Raw genomic sequence first — 13,451 nt, forward strand, 5'->3', positions numbered from 1 at the left:
CATATGGTTCAGACACTGCAAAGAGTGGAACCTTAAAAAGGCCTTGCAGAAACGGTTGAATTAACAGGAGGGATTCCATGTTTCAGGTAGAAAAGAGAGACGGAACGATTGCAGAGTTCCAGATGAAAAAGATTACCGATGCGATTGGAAAAGCATTCGGCGCAAAAGATATGCAGTTCAGCGATGACATGCTTCAGATGCTGGCACTGCGCGTAACAGCGGACTTTCAGTCCAAGATCAAAGACGGAAAAATTTCAGTGGAGGCAATTCAGGACAGCGTGGAGAACGTGCTGATCCAGTGCGGCTACGCAGAAGTGGCAAAAGCTTACATTCTGTACCGCAAGCAGAGGGAAAAAATCCGCAACATGAAATCGACGATCGTAGACTACAAAGAGATCGTGGACAGCTACGTAAAAGTAGAGGACTGGCGTGTCAAAGAGAATTCGACCGTAACGTATTCTGTCGGCGGTCTGATCTTAAGCAATTCCGGCGCGATCACAGCCAACTACTGGTTATCAGAGATTTATGATGACGAGATCGCCGAGGCACACCGCAACGCGGATATTCACATCCACGACCTGTCGATGCTGACCGGCTACTGTGCAGGATGGTCGTTAAAACAGCTCATCAAAGAAGGACTTGGCGGCATCAACGGAAAGATTACTTCTTCTCCGGCAAGACATCTTTCGGTTCTGTGCAACCAGATGGTCAACTTCCTCGGCATTATGCAGAACGAGTGGGCAGGTGCGCAGGCATTTTCTTCATTTGATACGTATCTGGCGCCGTTCGTCAAAGTGGACAACTTAAGCTACGGCGAAGTGAAGAAGTGCATCGAGGCGTTTATCTACGGCGTCAACACACCGAGCCGCTGGGGAAGCCAGGCACCGTTCTCCAACATCACACTCGACTGGACCGTACCGGATGACCTCGCGGAGCTTCCGGCGATCGTCGGCGGCAAGGAGATGGACTTCAAGTACAAAGACTGTAAAAAAGAGATGGATATGGTCAACAAAGCGTTCATCGAGACGATGATCGAGGGAGATGCCAACGGAAGAGGCTTCCAGTACCCGATCCCGACCTACTCCATCACATCCGATTTTGACTGGTCCGATACGGAGAATAACCGTCTGCTGTTCGAAATGACTGCAAAATACGGTACCCCGTACTTCTCCAACTACATCAACAGCGATATGAAACCAAGCGACGTGCGCTCCATGTGCTGCCGTCTCCGCCTGGATCTGCGTGAGCTTCGAAAGAAAACCGGCGGATTCTTCGGTTCCGGCGAGAGCACCGGATCGGTCGGCGTTGTCACCATCAATATGCCGCGTATCGCATATCAGTCCAAAGATGAGAAAGAGTTCTACCGCCGTCTCGATCATATGATGGATATTGCCGCACGTTCGTTAAAGACGAAACGTGAGGTCATTACCCGCCTCCTGGACGAGGGACTGTATCCATATACGAAACGGTACCTTGGAACGTTTGAGAACCACTTCTCAACCATCGGTCTGATCGGTATGAACGAGGCCGGCTTAAATGCCGCATGGCTCGGAAAGGGTCTGGAGGATCCGAAGACACAGCAGTTTACGAAAGAAGTTCTGAACCATATGAGAGAGCGTCTTTCTGATTACCAGGAGGAGTACGGCGATCTGTACAACCTTGAGGCAACTCCGGCGGAGTCGACCGCATACCGTCTGGCAAAACACGACCGTGCAAAATGGCCGGATATCAAGACCGCAGGCCATGAGGGAGATACCCCGTACTACACCAACAGCTCCCATCTGCCGGTGGACTATACCGAGGATATTTTCTCTGCGCTTGATATTCAGGATGATCTGCAGACGCTGTACACCTCGGGAACTGTCTTCCATGCGTTCCTTGGCGAAAAACTGCCGGACTGGAAAGCAGCAGCTTCCCTTGTGCGGAAGATTGCAGAGAACTACAAACTGCCGTACTACACGCTGTCCCCGACGTATTCTGTCTGTGCGAACGACGGCTATCTCGCCGGCGAGCACTTTACATGTCCGATCTGCGGAAAAGAGGCAGAGGTTTACAGCCGTATCACGGGATATTACCGTCCGGTCAAGAACTGGAACGACGGAAAACGCCAGGAGTACAAGAACAGAACTGTATATGATATCATCCACTCCAAATCGCCGGAGCAGAAAATGAAATCGTACGGTGCAGCAGAGAAACTGGCAGAGCAGGCCGCTGGAAAAGAAGAGCCGAAAGCCGCTGCAGCAGCAGATAAAATCGAGGAAGACGGCATGTACCTGTTCACGACAAGCACCTGCCCGAACTGCAAAATGGCAAAAGAAATGCTCGCCGAGGAGCAGTATGAGGTGATCGACGCAGAGCGTCACCCGGATCTTGCCGCACAGTACGGCATCATGCAGGCACCGACTCTTCTCGTTGTGGAGGACGGCCAGGCGCAGAAGATTGTGAATGCTTCCAATATCCAGAAATATGTGGATGAATATCTCTCCTAAATCTGTGCGCATATAGTTGCAGGAAAGAACAAACAGAGTTATAATAGGAAAAAGTGATACCCTCGCCCGGGCATCCCGGGTGGGGGTATTATTATGGCGCTGAGCACAGCAGAAATCGGCCCGGTGGACCGGTTTCACTTACAGAAGGGAGAAAAATTATGGGATACAGCCAGGACACAATCTGTGTACAGGGAGGATGGCAGCCGAAAAACGGTGAGCCGCGTGTACTTCCGATTTACCAGAGCACAACATTCAAATATGCAACCAGCGAGGAAATGGGAAAACTGTTCGATCTGGAGGAGGAGGGATATTTCTATTCCCGTCTGCAGAACCCGACGAACGACGTCGTAGCACAGAAAATCTGCGATCTGGAGGGCGGCGTGGCAGCCATGCTCACATCTTCCGGCCAGGCGGCAACGATGCTTGCTGTTACCAACATCTGTGAGGCAGGCGACCACGTTGTCTGCGCGGCAAAGGTTTACGGAGGAACCTCCAACCTGCTCGCCGTTACCTTAAAACGATTCGGCATCGAGACTACTCTCGTGGACCAGGATGCGCCGGCAGAGGAGCTGGAAAAAGCATTCCAGCCGAACACCAAAGCTGTCTTTGCCGAGACGATTTCCAACCCGGCAGGTGTTGTACTTGACATTGACAAGTTTGTTAAACTTGCACATGAGCACGGCGTTCCGATGATCTGCGACAACACCTTTGCAACCCCGATCAACTGCCGTCCGTTCGAGTTCGGTGTAGATATTGTCACCCATTCCACCACAAAATACATGGACGGCCATGCAATGGCGCTCGGCGGAGCGATTGTCGATTCCGGAAACTTCGACTGGGATGCGCATGCAGACAAATTCCCGGGCCTTACTACACCGGACGAATCGTACCACGGCGTGATTTATACGCAGAAATTCGGTAAAAAAGCGTATATCACAAAAGCAACCGCGCAGCTGATGCGTGATATGGGAGCGTGCCAGTCCCCGCAGAATGCATTCCTGACGAATGTCGGTCTGGAGACCCTGCACCTGCGCGTGGAGCGCCACTGCAGAAATGCCGAGAAAGTGGCAGAGTTCCTGAAAAATCATCCGAAGGTAGCGTGGGTTGAGTACGCAGGCCTTGCAGACAGCAAATACCATGCACTGGCAGAAAAATATATGCCGAACGGAACGTGCGGCGTTCTCTGCTTCGGACCGAAGGGCGGAAGAGACGGTGCGATGCGTTTTACGAACGGCCTGAAAATGGTAGCAATTGTAACACACGTTGCCGATGCAAGAAGCTGCGTTCTGCACCCGGCAAGCCATACCCACCGCCAGCTGAACGATCAGCAGCTCATCGAAGCCGGTGTTCTGCCGGATCTGATCCGTCTGTCAGTCGGCATCGAGGATGTGAACGATATCATTGCAGACCTTGATCAGGCGCTTGCGAACGTATAAAGATACAAAAAACAGGATGTGAAAAGGAGCGTATTGGTAAAATGGAAGAAATGGCAAAGAAACGCGTAAAAGATTCTGAGACAGAGCAGTCGTATCTTCTGATGCACCGCCATATCAACGGCTATGGCCGTCTGTTCGGCGGCCAGCTGGTCGCGTGGATCGATGAGCTTGCCGGTCTGGTGGGACGCCGCCACTGCGGCCACGAAATAACCACCGCGTGCATCGACAATCTGAACTTCAAGCATCCTGCTTTTCTGAACGACACCGTCGTACTGGTCGGAAGGGTGACGTATGTCGGACGCACTTCAATGGAGGTGCGCGTCGACACGTACGTGGAAGAGCTTGCGACCGGCATTCGGAAAATGATCAACCGTGCCTACGTGGTGATGGTGGCCATCGACGAGAACGGCCGCGCACTTCCCGTCCCGGGCCTGATTCTGGAATCCCCGGAGCAGGAAGCTGAGTGGGAGGGCGGAAAACGCCGCTATGAACTGCGAAAAGAGCGTCACAGAGAGGGGTTCTAAGTTGACGTTCACCCGCACATTTGCAGAATCCACCGGGGCGTTTACCGGAGCTGTCTTCGTGCATTCTGAAAATTTCATTTAAAAAAATCCCGCCGTGTCCCTTGACAGGCGGGATTTTCCATGTTAAGGTAAAGGCAGTTATACGACTGACGGAAGTGGAAATGACCACAGGGAGTATAGCGTGAGAAGAGGCCGACCGTCTGGGCAGAAGAATGCTTGGGGGAGTGGGTCTGTTTTTTTATCCAAAAACAGAAAATCCCATTCCAGCCACCTTGAAAAGGAGATCAGAAGATGAAAAAAGTATCACTGGAACAGGAATTAAAAGGAAATGCATATCCAGGAAGAGGAATTGTGATCGGCAGATCCAAAGACGGCACAAAAGCCGTTGCCGGATACTTTATTATGGGCAGAAGCCAGAACAGCCGCAACCGTGTCTTTGTTGAGGAGGGTGAGGGAATCCGCACACAGGCGTTTGATCCGTCGAAGCTGGAAGATCCGAGCCTGATCATCTACGCACCGGTACGCGTTCTGGGAAATGATACGATCGTAACAAACGGAGACCAGACCGATACCGTATACGAAGGACTGGAGCAGGGAAAAACGTTTGAGGTATCCCTTCGAAGCAGAGAGTTTGAGCCGGATGCACCGAACTACACTCCTCGTATTTCCGGTGTGATGCACGTAGAGAACGGAACGTACGGCTACCAGATGTCGATCTTAAAGAGCAATAACGGCGATCCGTCCCAGTGCAACCGCTACACCTTCTCCTATGATAACTGTGTAGCAGGGGAAGGCCATTTCATCCACACCTACATGCACGACGGCAATCCGCTGCCAAGCTTTGAGGGTGAGCCAAAACTGGTCGAGATTCCGGATGACATCGATGCCTTCACCGAACTGCTCTGGAGCAGCTTAAACGAGGACAACAAGGTGTCCCTCTTCACACGCTATATCGACATTGCAACCGGCAAGTATGAGACAAGAATCGTGAATAAAAATAAATAAGAAATCGAGTGTTTTGCGAAAGGAGAAAATCATGAAAGAATTAGCGTTAAAATACGGATGCAACCCGAACCAGAAACCTTCCAGAATTTACATGGATGATGACAGAGATCTTCCGATCGAAGTATTAAGCGGCCGTCCGGGCTATATCAATTTTCTGGATGCCTTCAATGGCTGGCAGCTGGTACGTGAGCTGAAAGCAGCCACCGGTCTTCCGGCAGCAACTTCCTTCAAGCACGTTTCCCCGGCAGGTGCAGCCGTAGGTCTTCCGCTGGACGAGATCCTGCGTAAAATTTACTGGGTAGACGATATGGGAGAGCTTTCTACGTTAGCATGCGCTTATGCAAGAGCCAGAGGCGCAGACCGTATGTCTTCTTTCGGCGACTTTATCGCACTTTCTGATGTCTGCGACAAAGACACCGCATCCCTGATCAAACGCGAGGTTTCTGACGGTGTCATCGCTCCGGGATTTACCGATGAAGCACTGGAAATCCTGAAAGCAAAGAAAAAAGGTAACTACTGCGTCATCAAAATCGACGAGAATTACCGTCCGGCTCCGCTCGAGCACAAACAGGTCTTCGGCATTACCTTTGAGCAGGGCCGCCAGGAGCTGCCGATCGACGATGAGCTGCTCTCCAACGTGGTAACCGAGAACAAAGAGATTCCGGAAGCAGCAAAACGCGATCTGAAGATTGCACTGATTACCTTAAAATATACCCAGTCCAACTCCGTATGCTTCGTCAAAGACGGTCAGGCCATCGGTGTCGGCGCAGGCCAGCAGTCCCGTGTGCACTGCACCCGTCTTGCCGGACAGAAAGCCGACAATTGGTTCCTGCGTCAGTGCCCGAAGGTGCTGGATCTGCAGTTCGTAGACGGCATCCGCCGTGCAGACCGTGACAATGCGATCGACGTTTACATCGGCGAGGAGTACATGGATGTTCTCGCAGACGGCGCATGGGAGAAGATCTTCAAAGTAAAACCGGAAGTCTTCACAAGAGAAGAGAAACGTGCATGGCTCGACCAGATGAAGGGCGTAACCTTAGGTTCCGATGCCTTCTTCCCGTTCAGTGACAACATCGAGCGCGCACACAAGAGCGGCGTCCAGTACATCGCAGAGCCGGGCGGATCGGTTCGTGACGACGCTGTCATCGAGTGCTGCAACAAGTACAACATGGCGATGGCATTTACAGGAATCCGTCTGTTCCATCACTAAAAAGAAATGCGTTTTATATTTATATAAGAAGAAAGAATCCGGTCTCTGGGCGGCCGGATTCTTTCTTTTTTTCGCACATGTATCATCAAAGAGAGAGTAGCACTTTCTGAAGAATAAAAAATAAGCAGGAAGAGGGCGGTACCGCCCTTTTTCTGTCGAAAACCCCTGTTCTTTTTCGGAAAAGTGTGATAAAATACCCCATGGGCGTATCTTTTGCCCGCTGCAAAAAGGAGGATGAGGAATATGCGGCAGATGGAATTTAAAATGGAGCGACAGGGACTTCTCGAGGAAGGCCAGGAAGTCAACGTGACAGAAAGCGCACTGCCTACCTCCTATTATTATACGATTACCCCGGCAGTGGCCATGAGCAGGAATTATCAGGCGTATGAGAGGCTGCAGTCCCGGAAGGGAATCGTAAAAGAAGTAAAAGAGACACCGAGAGGATTCTATACGGTAGTGGAGTTTGATGAAGATGAGCCGACCTGACGAGAACAAAAATGAGCACCCGGTGGTGCATCCGATTCCGCCGGTTTACCGCGCCGATTCCCGGATTCTGATTCTCGGCAGTTTTCCGTCCGTAAAATCCAGGGAGACCGGATTTTTTTACGGCCATCCGCAGAACCGTTTCTGGAAAGTGACGGCAGCCGTGTGCGGGGAAGAGGTGCCGCAGACCGTGGAAGAGAAGAAGGCGTTTCTGCTCCGGAATCATATCGCTGTCTGGGATGTGATCGCGTCCTGCGTCATCACAGGCTCGAGCGATGCGAGCATCCGCGATGTTGTGCCGAATCCGCTGCAGGACATTCTGGAATGCGCCGATATCCGGCAGATTTACTGCAACGGGGCGACCGCGTGGAAGTATTACCGGAAGTACCAGGAGAAGCAGCTGGGACGGGAAGCGGTTCGTCTTCCGTCGACGAGTCCCGCGAACGCCGCATGGTCTGTGGAGCGGCTGCTTGGCGAGTGGAGCCAGTGCGGAGAAGTCTTACGAAACGGAGAGTGACAGGATGAAAAAAGAGTACGAGACCGTCTGGGAGATTTTTAATGAGTGTGCCAATAATCAGATGCGGGACGTCTTTTTCGACGAGATCGAGACGGATGACCCGGAGGCGTATATCCGTCAGAAATTTCCGGACAAAAACTTAAAATATGAAAAAACGGTGGAAGCGGACGGATCTCTGGTCTTTGACATTGAGACCTCCGGCATCCGCCAGCGGTTTACGTTTACAGAAATCTGAATCGCGCAGAAAATACCAGAAAAGCGGAGAAAAAAACGATGAGTGAAGAAAAACACACGCATGTGCATGTGCTGGAAGACGGCACCGTGATCGAGCATTCCCACGATCACGCCCACGGGCACCATCATACAAATACAAAAGCAGTCTTAAACCGCCTCTCCCGCGCGATCGGACACATGGAGTCGATCAAGCGGATGGTAGAGGAAGGCCGGGACTGCACTGAGGTTCTGATCCAGCTGTCTGCCGTGAAGGCGGCCATTAACAATACAGGAAAAATTATCCTGGAGGATCACATTGAACATTGCATCGTCGATGCAGTCGAGCATGGGGACATAAAAGCGATTCAGGAGCTGAATAAGGCGATCGACCGCTTTGTCAAATAAGCAAGAAAAACAAGAAAAGAGGAAAGAAACATGGCAAAAGAATGCAGCAATTCGAGCTGTTCCAAAGAAAGCTGCGAAGGATGTCCAAGCAAAGCAGGACAGGGCAAACCGGATTTTCATATTGATCTGAATGCCGATTCTTCGATCAAACATGTCATTGGCGTTGTCAGCGGCAAGGGCGGTGTTGGTAAATCCATGGTAACCGCATCTCTGGCAAACCAGAAAGCAAAAGAGGGCTACAAGGTTGGTATCCTCGATGCCGATATCACAGGACCGTCCATCCCGAAAATGTATGGCCTGAAAGGACCTGCAAACGTAGATGACAAGGGCGTTTACCCGGCAGTTGCAGCAAACGGCGTAAAGGTAATGTCCATCAACCTCCTGCTTCCGGGCGAGGAAGAGCCGGTCATCTGGAGAGGACCTGTCATCGCAGGAACCGTAAAACAGTTCTGGACCGACGTCATCTGGGGCGACCTGGACTATCTCTTCGTCGATATGCCGCCAGGAACCGGTGATGTTCCGCTGACCGTTTTCCAGTCTCTTCCGGTAGACGGCGTAGTGATCGTATCTTCCCCGCAGGATCTGGTGCGCATGATCGTCATGAAAGCCTACAAGATGGCACAGATGATGAGTGTTCCGGTGCTCGGTATCGTAGAGAACTACAGCTACCTCGTATGTCCGGACTGCGGCAAAAAGCTGTCCATTTTCGGCGAAAGCCACATCGACGAGATCGCAGCCGAGATCGGCGTGCCGGTTCTCGGCAAAATGCCGATTCATCCGGAGTTTGCCGAGCTGGTGGACGAAGGAAGATTTGCAGAAGTGGATAACACCGATATTGCAAAGATCAACATCTAATCATTAAATATAGAAGCAAGTAATGGCATGAAAACTCGTTTTTCCTTGATTTTACAAGGAAAAGCGGGTTTTTTTGACAAGATTTTTACGTTTCTTTTGGCAAAAACTATTTTATTTTAAACGGATTTTGTGTAACCGGTTACACACGACTGCGCAAATGAGACAAAAAGCGACAAATATGAAGGGTTAATGAGAAAAACTTGCATAAAAAACATGCATAATATGGCAAAAACAAGGAAATAAATTCAATATTGACATTTAAAGAGAAAAAGTGCATAATCTACCTCAACGATAGGAAAACAAACAGCTATTGATTAAGAAAGAGGTGAATCGTATGTCACACTGCGTAGTAAGACTCAATGGAACTGAGGAAGTAGAGGAGTTTGTAAAAGCAGCTTCCAAATGTGATTTTGATATTGACATTTTTTACAACCGCGTTATTATTGATGCAAAATCCATTCTTGGCATCCTCAGCATGGATCTGAACCGTGATCTCACCGTACACTGCTATGGTGACAGCCCGGCATTCAATAAAACCCTGCAGAAATTTGCTGTAGCATAAATTTTATTAAGGGAAACGAAAAAAAATTCAGCCTGCGCCGCCAGCGAGAGTAGAGACAGAATTTGCGCAGGGGACTTTCTGAAGAAAAACTAATCACACGAGACACATAACTTCAGAGAGAAAAAAAGGAGACTGTTGCGGCAGTCTCCTTTTTTCTGTATAATGATAACTATTCAGAGCCATGCGAAATTCCAGAAAAGGACACGAATCATGCTTGCATGAATGAGCGTTCTTTTCTGGAATTTCATATGGCGAGAAGCCACATCGAGATGCAGCGCAGCGGAATCGAGATGGGGCTCTGAATAGTCTGGTTAGAAAAGGAGCGGGCTAGTGGAAGAGAAGAAGAAAGAGATCCGGATTTCCGTGCGGAATCTGGTGGAGTTTATTCTGCGCAGCGGGGATCTGGACAACTCGTCGGGCGGTTTTGGCGAGCGGGATGCCATGCAGGCGGGAACGCGGGTGCATCAGCAGATTCAGAAAAAACGGGGCGCCGATTACCGTGCGGAGGTTCCGCTGGTTCACGAAAAAGAATATGAGCATTTCATCCTGCGCGTCGAGGGAAGAGCGGACGGCATGTACGAGGACGGAACCACGACCGTGATCGAGGAGATCAAGGGAACGTACCGTGACCTCGAAACGATGGAAGAGCCGGTTCTGGTACATCTGGCACAGGCGAAGTGCTACGCTTACATCTACGGCCTCAGAACCGCAAAGAGGAGATGGGCGTGCTGATGACGTACACCCTGCTCTCCTCCGAGGAGGAAGGCCTTCTGCGCCCGCTCACCAAAGAAGAGGTAAAGCCGGAGCACTCCAACTGGCGCATCCGCCATTTTCTGCAGACGTACAAGCTCCCGGAACTGGAGCAGTGGTTCGATGAGCTACTCGACGCCTGGTTTATCTGGGCGGAATTCCAGTACCAGTGGCAGAAAGCGCGAGATGCCTCAATGCAGCACCTCGAATTCCCCTTCCCGTACCGGAAAGGCCAGCGGGAACTGGTGAGCGGCGTCTACCGTACCATTCTGCGGAAAAAAGAACTCTTCGTCCAGGCGCCGACCGGCATCGGAAAAACAATGTCCACGGTCTTTCCGGCCATCCGCGCGATCGGAGAGGGCTGCGGCGACCGTCTTTTTTATCTGACTGCGAAAACCATCACCCGTACCGTGGCAGAGGAGGCGGTCTCCATTCTAAAAGAGAAGGGACTGCAGTTCAAAGCAATCACGCTGACCGCAAAAGAAAAAATGTGCATCCTCGATGAGCCCGAATGCGATCCGATCCACTGCCCGCGCGCGAAAGGTCATTTTGACCGGATCAACGCGGCGGTGTACGAGATGCTGACGGAATGCGATTCCTACACAAGAGAGGAAGTCCTGCGCCAGGCGGAAAAATGGAACGTCTGCCCGCACGAGCTCCAGTTTGATGTGGCTTCGTGGGTGGACGGTGTGATCTGCGATTACAACTATGCGTTTGATCCGAACTCGAAATAAAACGCTTTTTCGCAGAAGGAACGAAGGGTGACTACATCTTTCTGATCGACGAGGCGCACAACCTGGTCGAGCGGGGCCGCGATATGTTCAGTGCCACGCTCGTCAAAGAGGAAATTTTAAAGGTCCGCCAGCTCCTCCGCCCGTATGCACCGGGCAAAAAGCTCGAGAAGGCGCTGAACCGCTGCAATCACCAGATGCTCGTCTACAAAAGAGAGTGCGATTCCTGCACGGAGCTGGAAAGCGTATCGACGTTTCTTATGATGGTCAATCAGCTGCTGGAAGAACTGGCGGGCTGGCTGGAAGCGCATAAGACAAGCGAAATCCGGAAGCAGGTTCTGGAATTTTACTTTAACTTGCGAAATTTTTCCGAGATTTACAATTTAGTGGATGAAAATTATCTGATCTACACGAGTTATCTCGATAACGGCGATTTTGCACTGCGCCTGTTCTGCGTCAACCCGGCGGAGAATCTGCAGCAGTGTATCAACCAGGGGCGGTCGGCCGTCTTCTTTTCCGCGACGCTGCTGCCGGTGCAGTATTATAAGAAGATGTTCAGCACGAATACGGACGATTACGCGATTTACGTGGAGTCCCCGTTTGATCCCACGAAGCGGTGTCTGGCGATCGGAAGCGAGGTCAGCACGAAGTATCAGCGGAGAAACCGCGCAGAGTTTGAGAAGATCGCCGCCTATCTGAACGAGATGATCCAGAGCCGGAAGGGCAACTATATGGCGTTCTTCCCGTCATACCGCCTGATGCAGGATGTCTATGCGGTCTATGAGGAACTGTATGCAGATGAAAACGTGACCTGCCTGATCCAGGAGTCGGCGATGCGGGAGCAGGAGAGAGAAGCGTTTCTGGAAGCGTTTGCGAAAGACAACGAGAAAACGCTGGTGGGATTCTGTATCATGGGAGGCATTTTCTCGGAGGGAATTGATCTGGACGGGGAAAAGCTGATCGGCGCGGCCGTTGTGGGAGCCGGAATCCCGCAGGTGGGGCCGGAGAGAGAACTTTTAAAGCAATATTTCGACCGCAGCGGAGAGAACGGTTTCGACTACGCGTACCGCTATCCCGGCATGAATAAAGTATTGCAGGCGGCAGGGCGCGTGATCCGTACGACGGAGGACACGGGTGTGATTCTGTTGCTCGACGAGCGGTTCCGAAACCGGGAGTACCGCGAGCTGTTCCCAAGAGAGTGGGAGGACTGCCGGATTGTGCAGCGCAGCAGCCTCCCGGAGGTAATCCATTCGTTTTGGGAGAGGGTGGATTGTGAGAGCGGATCAAAAGCCGGGCAGCAGGAAATGAAATCTCGGTGCAGCGCTGAACGTTACGTGTGATCCGCACGGTTCCGGTATTCGCTCGGTGAGCAGCCCATCTGCTGCCGGAAAATTTTAGAAAAATAGGCAGGACTGGAAAATCCGGTCTGTTCCGCTACGGAAGTGATACTGGCCTGGCGCTCGAGAAGGAGCGGCAGGCTTTTTTCAATACGGTGATCGAGAAGATAGTCAAACAGGGATTCGTTCATGCATTTCTTGAAAAAACGGCAGCATTCACTGCGGCAGATGTGGATCTGTGCGGCGAGATCCTCGAGCGTCAGATGCTCCATATAATGGCGGTGGATGTAGTCGAGCAGAATGCGGAGCCGCTCAACATCACGCGCTGCCGCCGTGTTCTGGGATTCACCGGAAAACGATGCGTGGCGGTAAATCTCAATCCAGATCGACAGCAGAAGCTCCTGGATTTCCATCTCAAACGCGGACGGCTGTGAAAGCGAGAGGTCGTAGATGCGGTGCATACAGGCAAGTACCTGGTTCTGCCAGTCGATCTCCGGCGAAAAGACGATGGAGGCGAGCTGCATATCCGTCAGCACCGGTTCGACGTAGCGCGTCTGGATCACACTGTTTGAAAAACCATAGAGAAAGCGCGGGGCGAACGTGGTTGAAATATAGACGCAGTCCATCCCGTCGATCATGTGGCCGCTGTGAAGCGCATTCGTGTTGCAGAAAATGCCGTCCCCTTCTTTTAAGACATACGATTTGCCGTTGACCTGATATCCGATCTGTCCCGAGAGGACAAACGTCAGCTCAATTTCCGGGTGCCAGTGCCAGGAAAAGGAGCCGCGCTCGTAGCGGGAGAGCTGTTCGTAACTGATGTTGACAGGAAATTCATAGCTGCCGTGGGCCTTCAGCTCACGGTTTTCTTTATCCATGCGGATCTGCATGAAACGTACCTCCAATCCATAAAATCCATTAAAAATCATACGATAAG

12 protein-coding genes, 1 pseudogene and 1 riboswitch are annotated in these 13,451 nt (G+C 51.4%); of the genes and pseudogenes, 12 read left to right on the plus strand and 1 reads right to left on the minus strand.

The features are described from left to right. Window positions 1-77: 77 nt before the first annotated feature. The 12 genes and pseudogenes from DXA93_RS07530 (at window position 78) to DXA93_RS20885 (ending at window position 12,520) form a co-directional block, all read left to right on the plus strand. Complete coding sequence (locus tag DXA93_RS07530) at window positions 78-2,489, plus strand: ribonucleoside triphosphate reductase (RefSeq protein WP_055227013.1); 2,412 nt, start codon at window positions 78-80, stop codon at window positions 2,487-2,489. Between the two features lie 158 nt (window positions 2,490-2,647). After that, the gene (locus DXA93_RS07535) at window positions 2,648-3,925 is read left to right on the plus strand and encodes an O-acetylhomoserine aminocarboxypropyltransferase/cysteine synthase family protein (RefSeq protein WP_022463108.1); all 1,278 of its coding nucleotides are present in this window, start codon (window positions 2,648-2,650) and stop codon (window positions 3,923-3,925) included. A 41-nt stretch (window positions 3,926-3,966) separates the two neighbouring features. Then, a complete protein-coding gene (locus DXA93_RS07540) occupies window positions 3,967-4,449 on the plus strand; it encodes an acyl-CoA thioesterase (RefSeq protein ID WP_022463109.1) in 483 nt (160 codons plus the stop codon). A 132-nt stretch (window positions 4,450-4,581) separates the two neighbouring features. Next, window positions 4,582-4,662: riboswitch (ZMP/ZTP riboswitch) on the plus strand. Between the two features lie 78 nt (window positions 4,663-4,740). Further along, window positions 4,741-5,454: an IMP cyclohydrolase gene (locus DXA93_RS07545; RefSeq protein ID WP_022463110.1), complete on the plus strand. Its 714-nt coding sequence runs from the start codon at window positions 4,741-4,743 to the stop codon at window positions 5,452-5,454. 31 nt (window positions 5,455-5,485) lie between these two features. Further along, on the plus strand, window positions 5,486-6,664 hold the full coding sequence (locus DXA93_RS07550; RefSeq protein ID WP_118594604.1) for a phosphoribosylaminoimidazolecarboxamide formyltransferase: 1,179 nt from the start codon (window positions 5,486-5,488) through the stop codon (window positions 6,662-6,664). Window positions 6,665-6,907: 243 nt separating this feature from the next. Next, a complete protein-coding gene (locus DXA93_RS07555) occupies window positions 6,908-7,150 on the plus strand; it encodes a hypothetical protein (protein WP_022463113.1) in 243 nt (80 codons plus the stop codon). Then, window positions 7,137-7,664: a DNA-deoxyinosine glycosylase gene (locus DXA93_RS07560; RefSeq protein WP_022463114.1), complete on the plus strand. Its 528-nt coding sequence runs from the start codon at window positions 7,137-7,139 to the stop codon at window positions 7,662-7,664. The genes DXA93_RS07555 and DXA93_RS07560 overlap by 14 nt, the downstream gene beginning before the upstream one ends. A 4-nt stretch (window positions 7,665-7,668) precedes the next feature. Further along, window positions 7,669-7,899 carry a hypothetical protein gene (locus DXA93_RS07565; protein WP_022463115.1) on the plus strand — a complete coding sequence of 77 codons (231 nt, stop codon included), beginning with the start codon at window positions 7,669-7,671 and terminating at the stop codon, window positions 7,897-7,899. A gap of 38 nt (window positions 7,900-7,937) precedes the next feature. After that, the gene (locus DXA93_RS07570; RefSeq protein ID WP_022463116.1) at window positions 7,938-8,282 is read left to right on the plus strand and encodes a metal-sensing transcriptional repressor; all 345 of its coding nucleotides are present in this window, start codon (window positions 7,938-7,940) and stop codon (window positions 8,280-8,282) included. A 30-nt stretch (window positions 8,283-8,312) separates the two neighbouring features. Then, a complete protein-coding gene (locus DXA93_RS07575; RefSeq protein WP_055219741.1) occupies window positions 8,313-9,137 on the plus strand; it encodes an Mrp/NBP35 family ATP-binding protein in 825 nt (274 codons plus the stop codon). A 334-nt stretch (window positions 9,138-9,471) separates the two neighbouring features. Further along, window positions 9,472-9,699, plus strand: coding sequence for an HPr family phosphocarrier protein (locus tag DXA93_RS07580; protein WP_022463118.1), 228 nt, complete (start codon window positions 9,472-9,474; stop codon window positions 9,697-9,699). Between the two features lie 330 nt (window positions 9,700-10,029). Then, window positions 10,030-12,520: pseudogene (locus tag DXA93_RS20885) on the plus strand (ATP-dependent DNA helicase). Here the strand turns inward: DXA93_RS20885 and DXA93_RS07600 are convergent. Continuing rightward, window positions 12,511-13,404 carry an AraC family transcriptional regulator gene (locus DXA93_RS07600; protein ID WP_158583280.1) on the minus strand — a complete coding sequence of 298 codons (894 nt, stop codon included), beginning with the start codon at window positions 13,402-13,404 and terminating at the stop codon, window positions 12,511-12,513. The pseudogene DXA93_RS20885 and the gene DXA93_RS07600 overlap by 10 nt on opposite strands. Window positions 13,405-13,451 lie beyond the last annotated feature (47 nt).

Origin of the sequence: Blautia sp. OF09-25XD, assembly GCF_003482095.1 — a bacterium.
GTDB lineage: Bacteria > Bacillota > Clostridia > Lachnospirales > Lachnospiraceae > Fusicatenibacter > Fusicatenibacter saccharivorans.

What these genes read in the sequence shown, in the direction of transcription:
- DXA93_RS07540 (WP_022463109.1), top strand. Translation starts at nt 3,967, where the DNA reads ATGGAAGAAATGGCAAAGAAACGCGTAAAAGATTCTGAGACAGAGCAG.
- DXA93_RS07545 (WP_022463110.1), top strand. Translation starts at nt 4,741, where the DNA reads ATGAAAAAAGTATCACTGGAACAGGAATTAAAAGGAAATGCATATCCA.
- DXA93_RS07560 (WP_022463114.1), top strand. Translation starts at nt 7,137, where the DNA reads ATGAGCCGACCTGACGAGAACAAAAATGAGCACCCGGTGGTGCATCCG.
- DXA93_RS07565 (WP_022463115.1), top strand. Translation starts at nt 7,669, where the DNA reads ATGAAAAAAGAGTACGAGACCGTCTGGGAGATTTTTAATGAGTGTGCC.
- DXA93_RS07600 (WP_158583280.1), bottom strand. Translation starts at nt 13,404, where the DNA reads ATGCAGATCCGCATGGATAAAGAAAACCGTGAGCTGAAGGCCCACGGC.
- DXA93_RS07570 (WP_022463116.1), top strand. Translation starts at nt 7,938, where the DNA reads ATGAGTGAAGAAAAACACACGCATGTGCATGTGCTGGAAGACGGCACC.
- DXA93_RS07555 (WP_022463113.1), top strand. Translation starts at nt 6,908, where the DNA reads ATGCGGCAGATGGAATTTAAAATGGAGCGACAGGGACTTCTCGAGGAA.
- DXA93_RS07535 (WP_022463108.1), top strand. Translation starts at nt 2,648, where the DNA reads ATGGGATACAGCCAGGACACAATCTGTGTACAGGGAGGATGGCAGCCG.
- DXA93_RS07580 (WP_022463118.1), top strand. Translation starts at nt 9,472, where the DNA reads ATGTCACACTGCGTAGTAAGACTCAATGGAACTGAGGAAGTAGAGGAG.
- DXA93_RS07575 (WP_055219741.1), top strand. Translation starts at nt 8,313, where the DNA reads ATGGCAAAAGAATGCAGCAATTCGAGCTGTTCCAAAGAAAGCTGCGAA.
- DXA93_RS07530 (WP_055227013.1), top strand. Translation starts at nt 78, where the DNA reads ATGTTTCAGGTAGAAAAGAGAGACGGAACGATTGCAGAGTTCCAGATG.
- DXA93_RS07550 (WP_118594604.1), top strand. Translation starts at nt 5,486, where the DNA reads ATGAAAGAATTAGCGTTAAAATACGGATGCAACCCGAACCAGAAACCT.